Here is a 17,500-nt window from a genome sequence, read left to right as displayed (position 1 = left end):
CGGGGTGCCGCCGGAGCCGGGGCCGCCGCCGGGCTCCGCGGGCGCGGCGTCCCGCGGTCCGGCGCCCGGGGACGGGCGCGGGCCGGAGCCGGGTCCCGGGCCCGTCGCGGCGTGGTGGTGATCTGTCATGGGTCCATGGTGACGGGCGGGCCGCCGCGGCGGCAGCCGGAACGACCCTGGCCGGACCCTGATATCGGCCCTGAGGCGGCGCGGGGGAAGCGTTCGACGCGGCGGCCGGTCGAAGATCAGGGGTGTCTCCGGGGACGACCCTGATGCCCGGGCCCTCCGGCCGTGTGACCATCGATGGCATGTCGGAAGCCGCAGCACCGCCACTCGCCGAACCGCGGCCGCCGCGCAAGCTCTACCGCAGCAGCGACGGACGCTGGCTCGGCGGCGTGGCGCGGGGGCTCGCCGGCCACCTCGGGCTGCCCGTCGTCTGGGTACGGCTCGCCTTCGTCGGCCTGTTCATGGCCGACGGCCTCGGGGCACTGCTGTACGCGGCGTTCTGGTTCTTCGTACCGCTCGGTGTCGGCGGCGTCGAAGCGCAGAAACCACCGTCCCTGTTCAGCGACGAGACCGCGCCGGACGGCCGGCGCAGACTCGTCGCGCGCAGACCGGACAAGGGCCAGATCGTCGCCCTGCTCCTCATGGTCGTCGTGGCCATGGTCTTCGTGGGCAACGTCGATCTCGGCTCCGCGGCCAGGGCGTACCTGTGGCCGATCGTCCTCGTCGGCGCGGGCGTCGCCCTGGTCTGGCGCCAGGCGGACAACGCCCGCCGGGCCCGCTGGGCCGAGGTCGGCCGCCACCGGCGCACGGTGACACTGCTGCGCTCCGTGGCCGGTGTGCTGCTGGTGACCGCCGGGGTCACCGGCATCGTGGTCCTGCAGGGCTCCGCCGCCCACCTCGGCTCCGTGCTGCAGGCCGCTCTCGCGGTCCTGGTCGGCATCACGCTCCTGGCCGGCCCCTACCTGGTCCGCATGACGCAGGACCTGTCCGAGGAGCGCCTGATGCGCATCCGCGCCCAGGAGCGCGCGGAGGTCGCCGCCCACGTCCACGACTCGGTGCTGCACACCCTGACCCTGATCCAGCGCAACGCGGACAACCCGGCCGAGGTGCGCCGCCTGGCCCGCGCCCAGGAACGCGACCTGCGCACCTGGCTCTACAAGCCCGAGGGCAACGGAAAGGACGAGGCCGAGGAACCCACCACGCTCGCCGAGGCGGTGCGGCGCAACGCCGCGGAGGTCGAGGACAAGCACGGCGTCCCCCTGGAGGTGGTCGTCGTCGGAGACTGCCCCCTCGACGAGAGGATCGGCGCACAGATGCAGGCCGCACGCGAGGCGATGGTGAACGCTGCCAAGTACGGTGGCCAGGGCGGCGCCGTACAGGTCTACGCCGAAGTCGAGGGCAGGACGGTCTTCGTGTCCGTCCGCGACCGGGGCCCCGGCTTCGACCTCGACGCGATACCCGCCGACCGCATGGGCGTGAGAGAGTCGATCATCGGCCGCATGGAGCGCAACGGCGGCACGGCGCGGCTGCGCGCGGTGCCGGACGGCGGCACGGAGGTCGAGTTGGAGATGGAGAGGGCGGAGAAGACGTCATGAGCGACCCGACCGAGGCGAACGGTGCGGCGGGACCGGCGGAGGCGGCCGAGTCCGCGGAGCCGTCCGGCGGCGCCGTCCGGCGGCACGTGCGCGTGGTGCTCGTCGACGACCACCGGATGTTCCGCACGGGTGTCCAGGCCGAGATCGGCCAGACCGAGCAGACCGGCGTCGAGGTCGTCGGGGAGGCCGCGGACGTCGACCAGGCGGTCACGGTCATCACCGCGACCCGGCCCGAGGTGGTCCTCCTCGACGTGCATCTCCCGGGCGGCGGCGGTGTCGAAGTGCTGCGCCGCTGCGCCCCGTTGATGGCCGACACCGAACGGCCCGTGCGTTTCCTGGCGCTGTCCGTCTCGGACGCGGCGGAGGACGTGATCGGCGTGATCCGCGGCGGAGCGCGCGGGTACGTGACCAAGACGATCACCGGCACGGACCTCGTCGACTCCATTTTCCGTGTCCAGGAGGGCGACGCGGTCTTCTCGCCCCGCCTGGCCGGGTTCGTGCTGGACGCCTTCGCCTCCACCGACGCCCCTCCGGTCGACGAGGACCTGGACCGTCTCACCCAGCGCGAGCGCGAGGTGCTCCGGCTGATCGCCCGCGGGTACGCGTACAAGGAGATCGCCAAGCAGCTGTTCATCTCCGTGAAGACGGTCGAGTCGCACGTCTCGGCGGTGCTGCGCAAGCTTCAGCTGTCGAACCGGCACGAGCTGACCCGGTGGGCGACGGCCCGGCGCCTGGTCTGACGGCGGAGCGTGCGAGGGCGGGACCGGCGCGGGGCCGCGCACCGCCGGGCCCGGCTCACACCACGCGCGTGGCTCCCGCGAACGGCATCTCGTCGATCGGGGCCAGCCGTACCGGTGCCGAGGGGTTCGGGGCGTGGATCATGCGGCCGTCGCCCACGTAGATGCCGACGTGGCTGATGCCGGAGTAGAAGAAGACCAGGTCCCCAGGGCGGAGCTCGGAGCGGCTGACGCGCCGGCCCGCGTCGATCTGGGAGTACGTCGTGCGGGGCAGCGAGATGCCGGCGGAGCGGTACGCGGCCTGCACCAGGCCCGAGCAGTCGAAGGCGTCGGGGCCGGTCGCGCCCCACACGTAGGGGCTGCCGATCTTCTGGTAGGCGTACGAGACGGCCGACGCGGCACGGGAGGTGGGCGCCTGGGCCGTGGCGGACCCGGGGGCGGCGGAGCCGGCGCGCGCGTCCGCCGACGACCGTGAGGCGCGGTCCTGGGGCGTGTGGCCGGCGAGCCGGGCGCGTTCCTCGGCCGTCAGCCGCGACAGCAGCTGACGGGCGGCACCGAGTTTCCCGGTGATCGTCTTCCTGTGCCGCTTGAGCTCCGCCTGCCGCGACGTCAGCGAGGCCAGCTCGATGTGCGCGGCTCCCCGCAACTGCTCGATCTCACGAAGCTGTTCCCGTACGCGCGCGACGGCCGCCGACTGCCGGTGGCCCGCCCGTTCGACGAACTCGGCGCCCGCCAGGTAACGGTCGGGATCCTCGGACAGGGCGAGCTGCAGCGCGGGGTCGAGGCCGCCGCTGCGGTACTGGGCCTTCGCGACCGAACCCAAGGCCTCCCGGGCCGAGTTGAGCCGGTCCTGCCGACGGGCCGCTTCACCCTGCAACTGCTGCACCCGCCGCCGGGCCGCGTCGGCCTTCTCCTTGACGCCGTTGTACTTCTCGGTGGCGGCCTCCGCCTCCTGGTACAGCGTGTCCACCCGGGACCTGACCTGTTCCGGTGACAGCTGTGGCTCGGCCTGCCCGGTCCCGTCGAAGGCGGTGGCGGTCGCCGCGCCCGCCAGGGCGATCGTGGCGGCCGTGCGGGTCGTGCTCCCGCCCATCGAGCGCTGTCTGGGCTTGCGGTGCGCTGCCACCTGGGCTCCACGTCCTTTCCGACGACCGTCCGTCCGACGACCGCCCGTCCCACGCGCGGCCGTCCGGGGCGGTCGTACGACCGTCGTGGACGGTTCGCGCGTCCGGCGACGGCCCGCACAGGGGGGAGCGGGCCGCCGCCGGACCTTCTCGGCGGTGGTGGCCGACTGCCGCCCCTGGCCCGGGCGGCGGTGGGGAGCCGGTCACCTGGTGGAGGACGCTAAACCGGGCCGTGCGGGGCGGGTGACGGCTTGCGCGGAACTGGCGTGAGCGGACCGAAAGGTGACCGTGTGCGACCGTGATCCCGTCCTGGCGCCGTCGACTTCACTCAGAGCGATGACCGATGTCCGGGAAGCCCGGCGGCCGAGTGCGGCGGAGTGCTACGGGGTGCATATATGCGCCCGCTGGGAGTGCCGGGCCGGTGCGGGCCGGGCACGGGGCCGTGATTAGGCTCCGGCCTCATGGACGTACTCATCCACCTCTTCGTCGGCCTGCACATCGTCGGCATCGCCGCGCTCCTCGGCGGCTTCCTCACGCAGATGAAGGCGATGGGCGAGGGCACCGCCCGCTTCAGTCCCGCGATGCTGCACGGCGCGCTGACGATGCTGGTCACCGGAGTGATCCTGGTCGGTCTCAACCAGGCCGACGACCAGTCCGTCGACAACATCAAGATCGGCGTGAAGCTGGCGCTGCTGATCGTGATCCTCGGGCTCGTCTACGTGAAGCGGGACGAGGAGAGGGCGGACAAGCGGCTGTTCGGCCTGGTGGGCCTGCTGACCACGGCGAACGTCTTCATCGCCGTGCTGTGGACCTGACCGCCTGGGGCCTGTCCGCTCCAGACGACAGGCCCCCGCGACAGGCCCCGGTCCCGCCGTCCCTCCCGGTGCCACCGCCCGGGGCTCAGGCCGGTCGCACCACGCTGTGGATCGACGACTCGCCGTCGTAGTAGACCGACTCCTCGCGGACGTACGTGCCGGGCTTGGGGGCGTGGATCATCATGCCGTTGCCGATGTAGAGCCCGACGTGGGTGATGTCGTCGTAGAAGAAGACGAGGTCGCCCGGCTGGGCCTGGGACAGGGGGACCGTCGTGCCGGCGTCGACCTGGTCGTAGGTGGTGCGCGGCAGGTCCACGCCCGCGGCCTTCCAGGCGGCCTGGGTCAGGCCGGAGCAGTCGTAGGAGTCGGGGCCGGTGGCGCCCCACACGTACGGCTTGCCGATCTGCGCGCGGGCGAAGGCGAGCGCCTTCTCGGCCTTGGTGGCGTACGAGGAGTCGGTCGAGGGGGAGGACGGCGCCGACGGCGAGGCTGAGGGCGAGGAGGTTCCCGACGAGCCGCTCTCCTGCTGCTGGGCGGCCTCCCGGGCCTGCTGCTCCGCCTGCTGCCGGGCGAGTTCGGCGGCCTCGCGGGCGGCCTCCTCCTGCTTCTCCTTCTCGATCGCCGCGAGCCGTGCCTTCTCCTCGGCGGTCAGCTTCGACAGCAGCTCGCGCGCCTCGGCGAGCTTCCGCTGCACGGTGGCCTTGGCCGTCTTCAAGTCGCTCTGCGACTCGGTGAGCGTCTCCAGGCTCTCGGCGGCCTCCTGACGCTTCCTCACCGTCTCGGACTGCTGCGCGACGTAGTCGTCGACGGCGTCCTTCTGACGGCCGGTCAGCCGGCTCATCAGCTGGGTCTGGTCGAAGTAGTCCTGCGGGGAGTCGGCGAGCAGGAACGTCGCGGTGTCCGGGGCGCCGGCGCCGGTCCGGTACTGGGCGGCGGCGAAGGAACCCAGCTCCCGCCGCGCCTCGTTGAGCTTCTCGGTGCGCTGGGCCACGTCGTCGAGGAGGGTGCCGACGCGCTTGCGCTGCTTCGCGGTCCTCTCCTTGGCCGCGTTGTACTTCTCGGTCGCCGACTCCGCCTGGCGGTAGAGGTCGTCGACCTTCTTCTCGACCTCTTCCAGGCTCGGCTTGTCGTCGGCCGAGGGGGTGGCGTCGGCCGTCTGGGACAGCAGGGCCACCGAGGTGAGGGCGGCGGTGGCCAGGGCGGGGGTGCGTATGCCTGCTACGCGCGTACCGGCAGGACGCGACTTGCGGTGCGACGCCAAGGGAGGCGACTCCTTCCGTGTTCCGCCTACCGGGTTAGCTGTCGGGTTCGGGCGGGTGCTTCGGAAGGTTTGCCCTACGGCCGGTCCCCGAAGGGAGGCGGGCCGATTCACCCCAAACGTCTCGGTTGGGTCCCCGGCTCCAGGTGCAACGGCGGCACACCGGACTCGGCGGAGGCCGCGCGGCCCGGCGACGTTCGCCGGTGGGGGTCGTGCGGCCCGACCGCACGGTAGCCAACTCGTGTGGCTTGTGTGAAGGTTGATGGGTGATATGCCCGATACATTTTCGTGACCCTGCCTTGATGGTCACGGATCGTGGTCGCCTCGGTGCGGTGTGCGCCCGGCCGGGACCTGCGTGCGGGCGGCCCGGGGTGCCGGGCACCGGCCCCGGGGTCGGCCCGCCGGGTGACCGTGGGTGACGGGGATCTCCCGGCCGGTGAGGGGCCGGGCGGGAGGTGCGGCCCCGAGTTCCCAGGGTGGCGGCGGGCTGTCGGTGCGGCGCCCTAGACTCGGAGAGCGATGAGCAGCCTCTTTGACGACAGCTTCCTGGCGGACCTCCAGGCCCCGCGGGGCCACGGGGCAGAACCCCCGCCTCCGCCCGAGGACGATCACGTACCGGAGCCGATCCCGGACGATCTGTTCGGCGGGAAGTTCGACGTGCCGCCGGACCGGGACGCGCACTACCGGGACGGTGCCGCCCGCCCGGTGGTGGACTCCGCCGCGCTCCTGGAGGGGCTCAACGACAACCAGCGCGCCGCCGTCGTGCACTCCGGCTCCCCGCTGCTCATCGTGGCCGGCGCCGGTTCCGGCAAGACCCGCGTGCTCACGCACCGCATCGCCTACCTGCTGGCCGAGCGGCACGTCCACCCGGGCCAGATCCTCGCGATCACCTTCACGAACAAGGCCGCGGGCGAGATGAAGGAGCGCGTCGAGCAGCTCGTCGGCCCGCGCGCGAACGCCATGTGGGTCATGACCTTCCACAGCGCGTGCGTGCGCATCCTGCGGCGGGAGAGCAAGAAGCTCGGCTTCACCTCGTCGTTCTCGATCTACGACGCCGCCGACTCCAAGCGCCTGATGGCGCTGGTCTGCCGCGACCTGGACCTCGACCCCAAGCGCTTCCCGCCGAAGTCCTTCAGCGCCAAGATCAGCAACCTGAAGAACGAGCTGATCGACGAGGAGGACTTCGCCGCCCAGGCCACCGACGGCTTCGAGAAGACCCTCGCCCAGGCCTACGCCCTGTACCAGTCGCGGCTGCGCGAGGCGAACGCCCTCGACTTCGACGACCTGATCATGACGACGGTCAACCTGCTGCGCGCCTTCCCGGACGTCGCCGAGCACTACCGCCGCCGCTTCCGCCACGTGCTCGTCGACGAGTACCAGGACACCAACCACGCCCAGTACGCCCTCGTACGCGAGCTCGTCGGTACCTCCGAGCACCCCGTCGACGTACCGCCCAGCGAGGACGACCTGCCGCCCGCCGAACTGTGCGTCGTGGGCGACGCCGACCAGTCGATCTACGCCTTCCGCGGCGCGACGATCCGCAACATCCTCCAGTTCGAGGAGGACTACCCGGACGCGACGACGATCCTGCTGGAGCAGAACTACCGCTCCACCCAGACCATCCTGAGCGCGGCCAACGCGGTCATCGAGCGCAACGAGTCCCGCCGTCCCAAGAACCTGTGGACCAACGCGGGCGCGGGCTCCCTGATCACCGGCTACGTCGCCGACACCGAGCACGACGAGGCGCAGTTCGTCGCCGACGAGATAGACCGCCTCACGGACGCGGGCGAGGCGAAGGCAGGCGACGTCGCCGTCTTCTACCGCACCAACGCCCAGTCCCGTGTCTTCGAAGAGGTCTTCATCCGCGTCGGCCTGCCCTACAAGGTCGTCGGCGGCGTCCGCTTCTACGAGCGCAAGGAGGTCCGGGACGTCCTGGCCTACCTGCGGGTGCTCGCCAACCCGGAGGACTCGGTGCCGCTGCGCCGCATCCTCAACGTGCCCAAGCGGGGCATCGGCGACCGCGCGGAGGCCATGATCGACGCCCTCGCCCAGCGCGAGAAGATCAGCTTCCCGCAGGCGCTGCGCCGCGTCGACGAGGCGTACGGCATGGCGGCCCGCTCGGCGAACGCCGTGAAGCGGTTCAACACGCTGATGGAGGAGCTGCGCACCATCGTCGAGTCCGGCGCGGGCCCGGCGACCATCCTGGAGGCGGTGCTGGAACGCACCGGCTACCTCGCCGAGTTGCAGGCCTCCACCGACCCGCAGGACGAGACCCGGATCGAGAACCTTCAGGAACTGGCCGCCGTGGCCCTGGAGTTCGAGCAGGCCCGCGGCGAGGACAACCCGGGCACCCTGGCCGAGTTCCTGGAGCAGGTCGCCCTGGTCGCCGACTCGGACGAGATCCCCGACGAGGAGGGCGACGGCGTCATCACGCTGATGACGCTGCACACCGCCAAGGGCCTGGAGTTCCCGGTCGTCTTCCTGACCGGCATGGAGGACGGCGTCTTCCCGCACATGCGCGCCCTCGGCCAGACCAAGGAGCTCGAGGAGGAGCGGCGCCTGGCGTACGTCGGCATCACACGCGCCCGCGAGCGGCTGTATCTCACGCGGTCCACGTTGCGCAGCGCGTGGGGGCAGCCGTCGTACAACCCGCCCTCGCGGTTCCTGGAGGAGATCCCGGCGGCGTACCTGAACTGGAAGCGCACGGGGGCCAGCATTCCCGCGCCCTCCGGGCCCGCCTCGGGAGTGGCGGCCTCGCTGTCGTCGTCCCGCTCGCGCTCGTCGGCGCAGGGCGCGTCCGGCTTCGCCACGCGCAGGGCGTCGGAGAAGCCGGTGGTGTCGCTGGCGGTCGGGGACCGGGTCACGCACGACCAGTTCGGGCTCGGCACCGTGGTCGCGGTGAAGGGCACGGGCGCCAACGCCGAGGCGACGATCGACTTCGGGGACGCCAAGCCGAAGCGGCTGCTGCTGCGGTACGCGCCGGTCGAGAAGCTGTAGGGGAGCCGCGGCTTTGTGAAGTGAGCCCCCGCTCGACAGGCGCGGGGGCCTGCCGGGGCTTGCCGCGACGTTACGTCGGGTCGAGACCGTGGCTGCGCAGCCAGGCGAGCGGGTCGATCGCCGAGCCGCCGGCCGGGCGTACCTCGAAGTGGAGGTGGGGGCCGGTCGAGTTGCCGGAGTTCCCGGAGTTGGCGATGGGCTGGCCGGCCTTGACCGCCGTACCGGAGGGGACGATGTAGCTGGAGAGGTGGCAGTACCACGTCTCCGTGCCGTCCTTCGCGGTCACGATCATCATGTTGCCGTACGCGCTGTTGTACTGCGTGCGGACGACTCCGTCGGTCGCGGCCATCACGGTCGTGCCGTAGGAGACCGGGAAGTCGATGCCGGTGTGGAGAGACATCCAGTTGACGCCCGACTGGCCGTAGTAGGCGCTCAGTCCGTGCCGGGCGACCGGGACGGCGAACTTCGGACGCAGCCGCTCCTTGCGGGCCGCCTCCTCCGCCGCCCGCTTCCGCTCGGCCTCCTGCTGGGCCTTGAGGTCGATGCGCTCCTGGGTGCGGCTGGCCCGGTCGGCGAAGTCGTCGGCGCCGGCTGCGAGGACCTGGAGCTGGGTGTCCAACTTGCTGTTGACGGTGGACGGTTTCACCGGCTGCGCGTCCGACGCGGCGGCCGCCGTCTCCTTGCCGTCGTCGGTCAGGGTGCCGACCGAGGCGGCGGCGATCCCGGCGACCCCCATCACGCAGGCCGACGGCACCGCGACGGTCAGCAGGGCGGAGCGCTTGGGCGGCGTACGGCGGCGCGAACGGGACGCGCCGCGGGCAGCCGCGCGGGAGGACGGGGCCGGGGCGGTCTCCTCCTGGTCGTCGAGGAGCGGGGCGACGGTGGGCAGCTCGCCGGTGGCCGTGAACTCGCCGCCGTCCTGGGTCTGCTCGTCGTAGTCGGCCTGCTCGAAGGTGGCCGTTTCCCGCGGGTCCTGGAGGTGCTCGAAGGTGGCCGTCGCCTGCTGGTCGAAGGTTTGGGCGTGCGGCTCGTAGGCGTCGTGGGGTGCGGGGGTGTCGCCGCCGTCGGAGTTCCACTGCGTGGCGTCGTACGCGCCGGTGTCGAAGGCCTGCGTGCCCCATTCCCACTGCTGGGTGTGGTCGGCCGGGTTGCCCGACTGGTCGGGGTGGAGCCAGGCGCTCGCGTCCCACTGGCCGGTGGCGTCGGCGGGCGGGGCCTGCGCCGGAATGACCGAGAGGTGCTCGTGCTCGCCCGTCCAGGACGTGGCGTCGTAGGCACCGGTGTCGTAGGTGGCGTGGTGCGCCGCGTACGCGTCGTGGTGCGGGGGCTGATGGGTGCCGGTGGCCCAGTGGGCGGTGTCGTACCCGCCCGTGCCGTCGCCGGGGAGGCTGCCGAAGAGGGGGTCCGCGTCGAAGGACGCCGTGGCGGGACCGCCGGTCTCAAAACCAGTGGCGCCGTAGCCGCCGTAGGTGGTGAAGTCCCCGTACGGGGCTTCCTGCGTGCCGTACGACGCGTAGTGCGCCGAGGCGGCGTCGGAAGCCTGAGCCGGGGTGGTCATGGTCCCCGACGGGTGACGGTCGTTCACCAACTTCTCTTTCGCCTCGACAACAGGGGCTGCCAGAGCAGTGCGGCGACTGTACCCGGCGGTACGCGGGCACGACAATCTTCGGCAGGTTTCGCGCGCGCAGGAAACGGGCATTCGGCCGTGTTTCGGCGGACTGCGGGCGCGGGCTTGGCCCTGTGTTCGAAAACCGTTCGAGGCGAATGGGGGTCCTGGGGCGGCAAGTGGGTTGTGCCGGGCCGTTGTTGTCTCTGTGGTCGTCCTGGGCCGCCGGGGCCATGTTCGGGGCGCGGGTCACGCCACGGTGAGGCCGCCGGCGTGGTCGGCGGTCGGCTCTCCCGGGCGCGCCGTGTCCAGGACCTGCCGTATGCCCGCCGCGACGGTGGGGTGCACGGGCAGCGCGAGATGGCCGATTCCGGTCACCCGCACGTTCTGCGCCTTCAGGTCCGGGTGGTCGATGCAGGCCGTCTCCAGCGGGTCCATGATGTGGTCCAGATCGCTCCAGAAGCTGACGAAGTGGGTGCGGCAGCCGGGCGCGGGCCGGGACAGTTCCTCGATCACCGGAGAGCCGGGGCGCATCTGGCGCACGATCGGGTGGGCGTTCGCCAGCGGAACCACCCGCGTACCGGAATGCGGGGTGCCGAGCGTCACGAGCGTCCGTACGCGGGTGTCACCGCCGAGCCGCTGCACGTAGTACCGCGCGATCAGGCCGCCGAGGCTGTGCCCGACGACGTCGACCCGGTCGCTGCCCGTGCGCTCACAGATCTGCTCTATGTGCCGGCCGAGCAGTTCGGCCGCGACGCGTATGTCGCAGGTCAGCGGCGAGTAGTTGAGGGACTCGACGCGGTTCCTGCCGTGCTGGGCGAGGCTGCGGCGCAGCAGCACGAAGACCGAGCGGTTGTCGATGAAGCCGTGCAGCAGGACGACCGGGGGCTTGGCCTCCGTCGGCAGCTGGGCGGCGCCGTCCGGGGCGGGGCGCGCGGCGGCCCGGCGCTCCTGGGTGATGCCGGACGGATAGAGCAGGAGGTGCCCGGCGAGAATGGCGATCTCCAGGGCGGTGGCCTTCAGCAGAGCCACGGAGAGTCCCGCCAGCCGACTCGGCAGGAGACGCTGACAGAGCGGAAGAAAGGGCAGGGCTGCTCCGGTGACCTTCATGGCCGACCTCCTGTCGGCACGTGGGAGGACGGCTCTGTCCCCCGTGTGCCCTCATGGGCAACCGCGACGAGGGTGGTCGACGGTGCCCGCGTGAGAGGCGTGAGGCCGGTGCGGCGTGTGGCGCATGGGGCGCCGGTGACGCGACGAGACCCCCTCTCGGTGCGGCGACGAGGCTCCCCGCTGTCCTGCCTTGCCTGCCCTGCGTGCTCTGCGTGCCCTCGCCGAAGCGCCGTGCCGCCGCGGTGCGCGGTGGCTGGCGCGGCGGTACGGCGACCTCGTTGCGGCTCCCCTGGCGCGTCGTTCCGCTGCGGCCCGTGTGCCGCGGAAGCATGCGGCGCGCGGGCCGCGAAAGCTCGGAACGGTGCGCGGCGAACGTGTCCCACCGTGTGATTTCCCCCTCGGTATGCACCGCGAAACTGCCGGTTGCGGGATGCTGGCGATAACGTTCGTTCACTTCCCGGGCCGGTGCGGCGCGGGGTGTCCGTGCCGTGGTGGCGCACCCGGGGCAGTGGGCGGCGGAATGTGCGGTACATGCGATGTGTACGAGCTGTGCGAAGTGCGCGACGTGTACGGCATGAGCGATGTGTGCGGTACTTGTCGGTACGGATGGATGTAGTCGCTTCATGGAGGCAGTGATGGGTGTGGCAGCCGGTCCGATCCGCGTGGTGGTGGCCAAGCCGGGGCTCGACGGCCACGATCGCGGGGCGAAGGTGATCGCGCGGGCGCTGCGCGATGCCGGTATGGAGGTCATCTACACCGGGCTCCACCAGACTCCCGAGCAGATCGTCGACACCGCGATCCAGGAGGACGCCGACGCGATCGGCCTGTCCATCCTCTCCGGCGCGCACAACACGCTCTTCGCGGCGGTGATCGATCTGCTCAAGGAGCGCGACGCGGAGGACATCCTGGTCTTCGGCGGCGGGATCATTCCCGAGGCGGACATCCCGCTGCTGAAGGAGAAGGGCGTCGCGGAGATCTTCACGCCGGGCGCGACGACCGCGTCGATCGTGGACTGGGTACGGGCGAACGTACGTCAGCCGGCCGAGGCGTAGGTCTCCCGCGGCGCGGGCGGGCGCCTGTGGGGCGCCGAAGGCCGTGCCGACGGGTGCCTGTGGGGCGCCGGTCGCGGTGTGGGCGGGTGCTTGTGTGCGCCGACGGGTGTCCGTGCTGCGCCGAGGGTGGTGCGCGACGGTGCCCGGGGGCGTTCCGGAGTGTGGGGCGTAGGCCTCCCGTGGAGGAGGCGTGGCGCCCCCGGACGCGTTGAGCGGCCGGAGCCCCGTGGCGCGGAGGGGCCGGCTGCCGCCTGCAGCGGTGCTCCGGGCGGCCCTACTGCCCGTTGCCGCGGTGGGCCTTCTGCGGGCCGGTCGAGCGGGTGGTCGTGTGAGGACCGGTCGAGCGGGTGGTCGCGTGAGGGGCGGTCGAGTTGTTGGTCGTGTGAGGGCCGGTCGTGTGACGGCCGGTCGGGCGGTCCATCGAGCTGTAGGTCCTGTGAGGGCCGGGTGTGTGGAGTGGTCGTGTGTGGGCCGGTCGGGCGGTCGGTCGCGCCGGGCCGTCGCGGCCCGCTCCCGTGGGTCGGCGGCGGGCGGCGCGTCGTGGTGCGCCCGCCGTGCGTGCATCGTGCCCCGGCGGGCGCCGGATGCCCTCAGACCACGGGCGTGTGCGCGGTCGCGGGTGAGGGCGCTTCCAGCTCCTCGAGCATCGCCGCCCGCAGCCGCAACGTCGTGACCAGACGCTGGAAGGCCTCGGACCAGTACCCTCCGGCCCCCGGCGACGCGTCCTCCTGCTCGTCCGGCACGGCCAGCAGGCCGTCGAGGCGGTTCGCCTCCGAGGGGTCGAGGCAGCGTTCGGCCAGGCCCATGACTCCGCTGAAGCTCCATGGATAACTCCCCGCGTCCCGCGCGATGTTCAGCGCGTCGACCACTGCCCGCCCGAGCGGCGCCGCCCACGGCACCGCGCACACCCCGAGCAGTTGGAAGGCCTCCGACAAGCCGTGCGCGGCGATGAATCCGGCCACCCACTCGGCCCGTTCGGAGTCGCTCAGCGTGCCGAGCAGCTTGGCGCGTTCCGCCAGGGACACCGCCCCCGGACCGCCGGCCTCGGGTGCCGACGGCTCGCCGAGCAGCGCCCGGGACCACTCGGCGTTCCGCTGCCGCACCGCCGCCCGGCACCACGCCGCGTGCAGTTCGCCCTGCCAGTCGTCCGCCACCGGCAGGGCCACGATCTCCTCCGGTGTACGGCCGCCGAGCCGTCGCGGCCAGGTGCCGAGCGGTGCCGCCTCCACCAACTGGCCGAACCACCAGGACCGTTCGCCCCGCCCCGCAGGAGCCGTGGCCACGACACCGTCCCGCTCCATCGCCGCGTCACACTCGTGCGGAGCCTCCACGACGAGCGTCGGGAGGTCGCGCGTACGGTCGACGGCCACGCACGCCCCGGCCCGGACCGCCATCCGCGCGGCGAGCGCCGAACCGGGCAGGGCCGACAGCAACTCTGCCGCCGTCGCCCGTACGTTGCGGCTGCGGTCGGCCAGGGCCTGTTCCAGGAACGGCTCGTCGTCCGGTGCCAGGCCCGTGCGCAGCGAGTCGAGGAACATCAGCCGGTCCTCGGCCCGTTCCGTCGCCCAGGTGGTGGTGAGCAGATCGCGCGCGGCTGCCGGGTCACGGGAGCGCAGGGCGGCGAGCAGGCCGACCCGCTCGGCGAACAGGCCCTCCTGCCACAACTGCAGGATCCTGTCCGTGTCGTCGAGGTGCGGCAGTGCGGCGCCTCCGCCCGGGGTCGAGCGCAGAGCGAACCGCCAGTCCGGGTTGAACCGGGCCAGCCACATCGCCCGCGGCCCCGCGAACTCCAGCGCCGCCGGACGCAGGTCCGTGCGCCCCCGGGCCGCGTCCAGCAGCGCGGGCAGTGCCTTTGGAGGTGGCGCGTAGCCGCGTGCGTTGGCCGCCGCGAGCCACTGGGGCAGCAGCTCCATCAGGTCCGGTGCGGTGCCACGGCGGCCGCCGGCCGTGCCGGGGCGGTCGGCCAGCAGCATCACCAGCCTGCGGGCGGCGGCGGGCGGCAGCGGCGGGCGCGGGTCCGTTGGAGCCGGTCGCGGAGGCTCAGCCGCCCGCGCGGGCCGCAGCCCGGCCCGGCGCCGTACGGTCTCCACGGCTGCCGCGTCCAGCAGGGCCACCGGTGCCTCCGGGCCCGGCGGGCAACCCGGCGGGGTGCGCCGAGCCGTCCCCAGCAGTGCGGCGGTGACGAGTCCCTCCCAGGCGCCCGCGACGGACGGGTGCGGGTGCACAGGAGCGGCAGTCCTGGTCATGATCTTCCTTTCCGTCGGGCGCCGCCGGAGTGGTTGAAGGCTCACTCGCATCGGGGGTCCCTTGGAGCCGGGCAAATGTGCGGATCGGGTGAGAAGGGGTGGAACTGACGCGGCGCGGGGTAGCGCCGGGTCCGGGGTGTGATCTGCCCTGTCGGGGCGGGATGCGGGGCCTGCGGGCTTGCCCGGTGGCTCAGCACAGCGGTACCGCGTCCCCCGGGCCCTGCGGCCAGGCCGCCAAGGGGGTGAAGCCCTGGTGGCCGCACTCACCGAAGACCTTGACGGGGGCGCCGCCCGACAGGGCGACCAGCCGCCACAGGCCCGGGCGGGCACGGGCGGCCGGGGTGAGCGGCAGCGCCGTGTCACCGTCGGCGTCCGCCACCTGCCATGAGTCGCCGTCCGGGGTCGGTATGACCCGCTCCAGCGTCACCGGCACGGAGTCCAGCCAGGGGTCGTCGCGCAGCGCCTCGCCATAGCGGGCCGCCGCCTGGGACGTCGTGACCCCTGGTGGCCGTATCGCCGTCGGCGCGGGGGGTGCGACCTGTTCGCCCAGCGCCGCCCGCAGCTGTCCGGCGCCCGGGTACGCGGACACCTCCGCCTCCAGGGCCAGCCCGACCGGCAGGGCGAGCTCCGGCGCGCGGCCGGCGGCGCCGTAGGACAGGAGCAGCGCGGTGCGGTGCGAGGCGGTGCCGTACAGCCAGATGCGGCGGGTCACCAGACGCGTGTCCGCGGTGTCGTACTGGGCGAGGACCAGCCAGCGGTCCAGGACCGGCGGGCCGTCCGCCGGGGACGGCAGGCCGACACGGGAGCGGACCGTCGCGGCCAGGGCGTCCGGCAGCCGCTCGCGGCGCAGCCAGGCCCGGTCGAGGAGGTGGAGCAGCGCGCACTCCTCCAGCAGCCGCACCGGCCAGCCCGGACCCGTGGACGGAATCGCCCCCAACTCCCGCACCCGTGCGGCAAGGCCGGGCGCCTGGGCGTCGACCATACGGGCCGCCGTCTCCTCCCACAGCCCGTATCCCGACTGCTCCGCCGTGGCCAGGCCGGCGCGGAACAGGTCCGCCAGCCGCTGCTCCAGCTCCGCGGCGCCCGCGGTGACCCGCTCGGCGCGGCGCTCCGCCCTGCGCCGGGCGGCCTCCGGATCAGCGGAGGCGGACGGGGAACCGGAGCTGTCCGCGGCTCTTTTGCGATCCGCGCGCCCGCGTCTGCCCGTGATCCACTGCTCGGCCCACTGCGGGGGCTGCCCCGGCGGCACCGCACCGTCCCCGCCCGCCCACAGCAGCAACAGCCCGAGCGCGTGCTTGCACGGGAACTTGCGGCTCGGACAACTGCACTTGTACGCGGGCCCGGCGGCGTCCGCGATGTCGACGACCGTCTGATACGGCTTGCTGCCACTGCCCTTGCACAGCCCCCACACCGTCCCCTCGTCGGAACTCCCCGCCTCGGACCACGGCCCGGCCGCCCCGAGTTTGCTTCCCGCTTTGCGTGACGCGGCGTCAGGCGCCAGTGCCAGCACCTGGTCCGCGGTCCAGCGCACCCCCTGCTGAGTCATGCCACCGAAGGTAGATCCCCCCACTGACAATCGGCCTCGCGAGCACGTTTGCGCAGGTCACAGCGCATTGTCAGTGGCGTGGTGCACGGTGGATGCCAGATCCGAACCGGCCGAGCTGGAGGGGGACTCAGCCATGCCTGTGTCCGTTGAACCGACGTCCGTCGACCCGCGCCAGAACGGGTCCGCGCCCGCGAACACGGGTGGGGACACCCCCGCGTCCGCCGTCGCCGAGGCGTCCTCGTCCGCGCCCGGCGCGGAGGCGCTGCGGCCGCACGCCGAGGACGCCTTCGCCGATGAACTCGCCGCGCTGGCCGCGCAGGACGACCGGCCGCGCCCGGCCCGCTGGAAACTGTCTCCCTGGGCCGTCGCGACGTACCTGCTCGGCGGGACGCTGCCGGACGGCACGGTGATCACGCCGAAGTACGTCGGCCCGCGCCGCATCGTCGAGGTCGCCGTCACGACCCTCGCCACCGACCGCGCCCTGCTCCTGCTCGGTGTGCCCGGCACCGCGAAGACCTGGGTGTCCGAACACCTGGCGGCAGCGGTCAGCGGCGACTCCACGCTGCTGGTGCAGGGCACCGCCGGCACACCGGAGGAGGCCATCCGCTACGGCTGGAACTACGCGCAGCTGCTCGCCCACGGCCCCAGCCGCGACGCCCTCGTGCCCAGCCCGGTCATGCGGGCCATGGCGGAGGGCATGACGGCCCGCGTCGAGGAGCTGACCCGCGTACCGGCCGACGTGCAGGACACGCTCATCACGATCCTGTCGGAGAAGACGCTGCCCATCCCGGAGCTCGGCGAGGAGGTGCAGGCGGTCCGCGGCTTCAACCTGATCGCCACGGCCAACGACCGCGACCGCGGGGTCAACGAGCTGTCCAGCGCCCTGCGCCGCCGTTTCAACACGGTAGTGCTGCCGCTGCCGGAGAGCCCCGAGGCCGAGGTCGACATCGTCTCGCGCCGCGTGGACCAGATAGGCCGTTCCCTCGACCTGCCGGCCGTGCCCGACGGCGCCGACGAGATCCGCCGTGTCGTCACCGTCTTCCGCGAGCTGCGCGACGGGGTGACGACCGACGGCCGGACGAAGCTGAAGTCGCCCAGCGGCACGCTGTCGACCGCGGAGGCGATCTCCGTCGTCACCAACGGACTCGCGCTGGCCGCCCACTTCGGTGACGGCGTGCTGCGGCCGAGCGACGTCGCCGCGGGCATCCTCGGCGCGGTCGTCCGCGACCCGGCGGCCGACCGCGTCATCTGGCAGGAGTACCTGGAGACGGTCGTACGGGAGCGGGACGGCTGGATGGACTTCTACCGGGCCTGCCGGGAGGTCAGCGCGTGAACAACACCTCGATGTGGGGCGGAAAGCGCCGGGGACACGCTGTGGGCCCGGAGCGAGGGGGAGCAAGTGAGCGAC

General features: G+C 72.8%; 12 protein-coding genes and 1 riboswitch. Of the genes, 6 read left to right on the top strand and 6 right to left on the bottom strand.

Annotated features, from left to right (window positions below; all coding sequences use genetic code 11):
- Positions 1–308: 308 nt before the first annotated feature.
- Together ACFPZJ_RS17515 and ACFPZJ_RS17510 are read left to right on the top strand one after the other, a co-directional pair.
- The gene (locus tag ACFPZJ_RS17515) at positions 309–1,601 is read left to right on the top strand and encodes an ATP-binding protein (RefSeq protein ID WP_381022114.1); all 1,293 of its coding nucleotides are present in this window, start codon (positions 309–311) and stop codon (positions 1,599–1,601) included.
- Complete coding sequence (locus tag ACFPZJ_RS17510) at positions 1,598–2,341, top strand: LuxR C-terminal-related transcriptional regulator (RefSeq protein ID WP_381022112.1); 744 nt, start codon at positions 1,598–1,600, stop codon at positions 2,339–2,341. The genes ACFPZJ_RS17515 and ACFPZJ_RS17510 overlap by 4 nt, the downstream gene beginning before the upstream one ends.
- Positions 2,342–2,396: 55 nt before the next feature.
- On the opposite strand, the gene ACFPZJ_RS17505 is transcribed toward ACFPZJ_RS17510, so the two are convergent.
- A complete protein-coding gene (locus ACFPZJ_RS17505; protein ID WP_381022110.1) occupies positions 2,397–3,464 on the bottom strand; it encodes a C40 family peptidase in 1,068 nt (355 codons plus the stop codon).
- A 459-nt stretch (positions 3,465–3,923) separates the two neighbouring features.
- On the opposite strand from ACFPZJ_RS17505, the gene ACFPZJ_RS17500 reads away from it, so the two are divergent.
- A complete protein-coding gene (locus tag ACFPZJ_RS17500; protein WP_381022108.1) occupies positions 3,924–4,277 on the top strand; it encodes a hypothetical protein in 354 nt (117 codons plus the stop codon).
- A gap of 85 nt (positions 4,278–4,362) precedes the next feature.
- On the opposite strand, the gene ACFPZJ_RS17495 is transcribed toward ACFPZJ_RS17500, so the two are convergent.
- Positions 4,363–5,538 (bottom strand): C40 family peptidase, encoded by a 1,176-nt coding sequence (locus ACFPZJ_RS17495; protein WP_381022106.1) that lies wholly within the window; start codon positions 5,536–5,538, stop codon positions 4,363–4,365.
- 8 nt (positions 5,539–5,546) lie between these two features.
- A riboswitch (cyclic di-AMP (ydaO/yuaA leader) is annotated at positions 5,547–5,719 on the bottom strand.
- Between the two features lie 335 nt (positions 5,720–6,054).
- On the opposite strand from ACFPZJ_RS17495, the gene pcrA reads away from it, so the two are divergent.
- On the top strand, positions 6,055–8,532 hold the full coding sequence (pcrA, locus tag ACFPZJ_RS17490) for a DNA helicase PcrA (protein ID WP_381022104.1): 2,478 nt from the start codon (positions 6,055–6,057) through the stop codon (positions 8,530–8,532).
- Positions 8,533–8,602: 70 nt separating this feature from the next.
- On the opposite strand, the gene ACFPZJ_RS17485 is transcribed toward pcrA, so the two are convergent.
- Positions 8,603–10,117, bottom strand: coding sequence for a M23 family metallopeptidase (locus ACFPZJ_RS17485; protein WP_381022102.1), 1,515 nt, complete (start codon positions 10,115–10,117; stop codon positions 8,603–8,605).
- Positions 10,118–10,387: 270 nt separating this feature from the next.
- Entirely contained in the window at positions 10,388–11,248 is an 861-nt protein-coding gene (locus tag ACFPZJ_RS17480; protein WP_381022101.1) for an esterase/lipase family protein, read from the bottom strand.
- A 635-nt stretch (positions 11,249–11,883) separates the two neighbouring features.
- Here ACFPZJ_RS17480 and ACFPZJ_RS17475 point away from each other — a divergent pair.
- Positions 11,884–12,300, top strand: coding sequence for a cobalamin B12-binding domain-containing protein (locus ACFPZJ_RS17475; protein ID WP_381022100.1), 417 nt, complete (start codon positions 11,884–11,886; stop codon positions 12,298–12,300).
- Positions 12,301–12,890: 590 nt separating this feature from the next.
- Here ACFPZJ_RS17475 and ACFPZJ_RS17470 read toward each other — a convergent pair.
- Positions 12,891–14,546: a DUF5691 domain-containing protein gene (locus tag ACFPZJ_RS17470; protein ID WP_381022098.1), complete on the bottom strand. Its 1,656-nt coding sequence runs from the start codon at positions 14,544–14,546 to the stop codon at positions 12,891–12,893.
- A 190-nt stretch (positions 14,547–14,736) separates the two neighbouring features.
- Positions 14,737–16,092 (bottom strand): SWIM zinc finger family protein, encoded by a 1,356-nt coding sequence (locus tag ACFPZJ_RS17465; protein ID WP_381022096.1) that lies wholly within the window; start codon positions 16,090–16,092, stop codon positions 14,737–14,739.
- Positions 16,093–16,225: 133 nt separating this feature from the next.
- Between ACFPZJ_RS17465 and ACFPZJ_RS17460 the strand changes: the two genes are divergently transcribed.
- Positions 16,226–17,425, top strand: a complete 1,200-nt coding sequence (locus ACFPZJ_RS17460; protein WP_381022094.1) for an ATP-binding protein — start codon at positions 16,226–16,228, stop codon at positions 17,423–17,425.
- Positions 17,426–17,500 lie beyond the last annotated feature (75 nt).

Source organism: Streptomyces bullii, assembly GCF_042657145.1.
In the GTDB taxonomy this organism is placed as follows: domain Bacteria; phylum Actinomycetota; class Actinomycetes; order Streptomycetales; family Streptomycetaceae; genus Streptomyces; species Streptomyces bullii.
Note: the sequence above shows the minus strand (reverse complement) of the source record. Positions and strands in the feature narration are given on the sequence as shown.

What these genes read in the sequence shown, in the direction of transcription:
- ACFPZJ_RS17515 (WP_381022114.1), top strand. Translation starts at nt 309, where the DNA reads ATGTCGGAAGCCGCAGCACCGCCACTCGCCGAACCGCGGCCGCCGCGC.
- ACFPZJ_RS17510 (WP_381022112.1), top strand. Translation starts at nt 1,598, where the DNA reads ATGAGCGACCCGACCGAGGCGAACGGTGCGGCGGGACCGGCGGAGGCG.
- ACFPZJ_RS17500 (WP_381022108.1), top strand. Translation starts at nt 3,924, where the DNA reads ATGGACGTACTCATCCACCTCTTCGTCGGCCTGCACATCGTCGGCATC.
- pcrA (WP_381022104.1), top strand. Translation starts at nt 6,055, where the DNA reads ATGAGCAGCCTCTTTGACGACAGCTTCCTGGCGGACCTCCAGGCCCCG.
- ACFPZJ_RS17480 (WP_381022101.1), bottom strand. Translation starts at nt 11,248, where the DNA reads ATGAAGGTCACCGGAGCAGCCCTGCCCTTTCTTCCGCTCTGTCAGCGT.
- ACFPZJ_RS17475 (WP_381022100.1), top strand. Translation starts at nt 11,884, where the DNA reads ATGGGTGTGGCAGCCGGTCCGATCCGCGTGGTGGTGGCCAAGCCGGGG.
- ACFPZJ_RS17470 (WP_381022098.1), bottom strand. Translation starts at nt 14,546, where the DNA reads ATGACCAGGACTGCCGCTCCTGTGCACCCGCACCCGTCCGTCGCGGGC.
- ACFPZJ_RS17465 (WP_381022096.1), bottom strand. Translation starts at nt 16,092, where the DNA reads ATGACTCAGCAGGGGGTGCGCTGGACCGCGGACCAGGTGCTGGCACTG.
- ACFPZJ_RS17460 (WP_381022094.1), top strand. Translation starts at nt 16,226, where the DNA reads ATGCCTGTGTCCGTTGAACCGACGTCCGTCGACCCGCGCCAGAACGGG.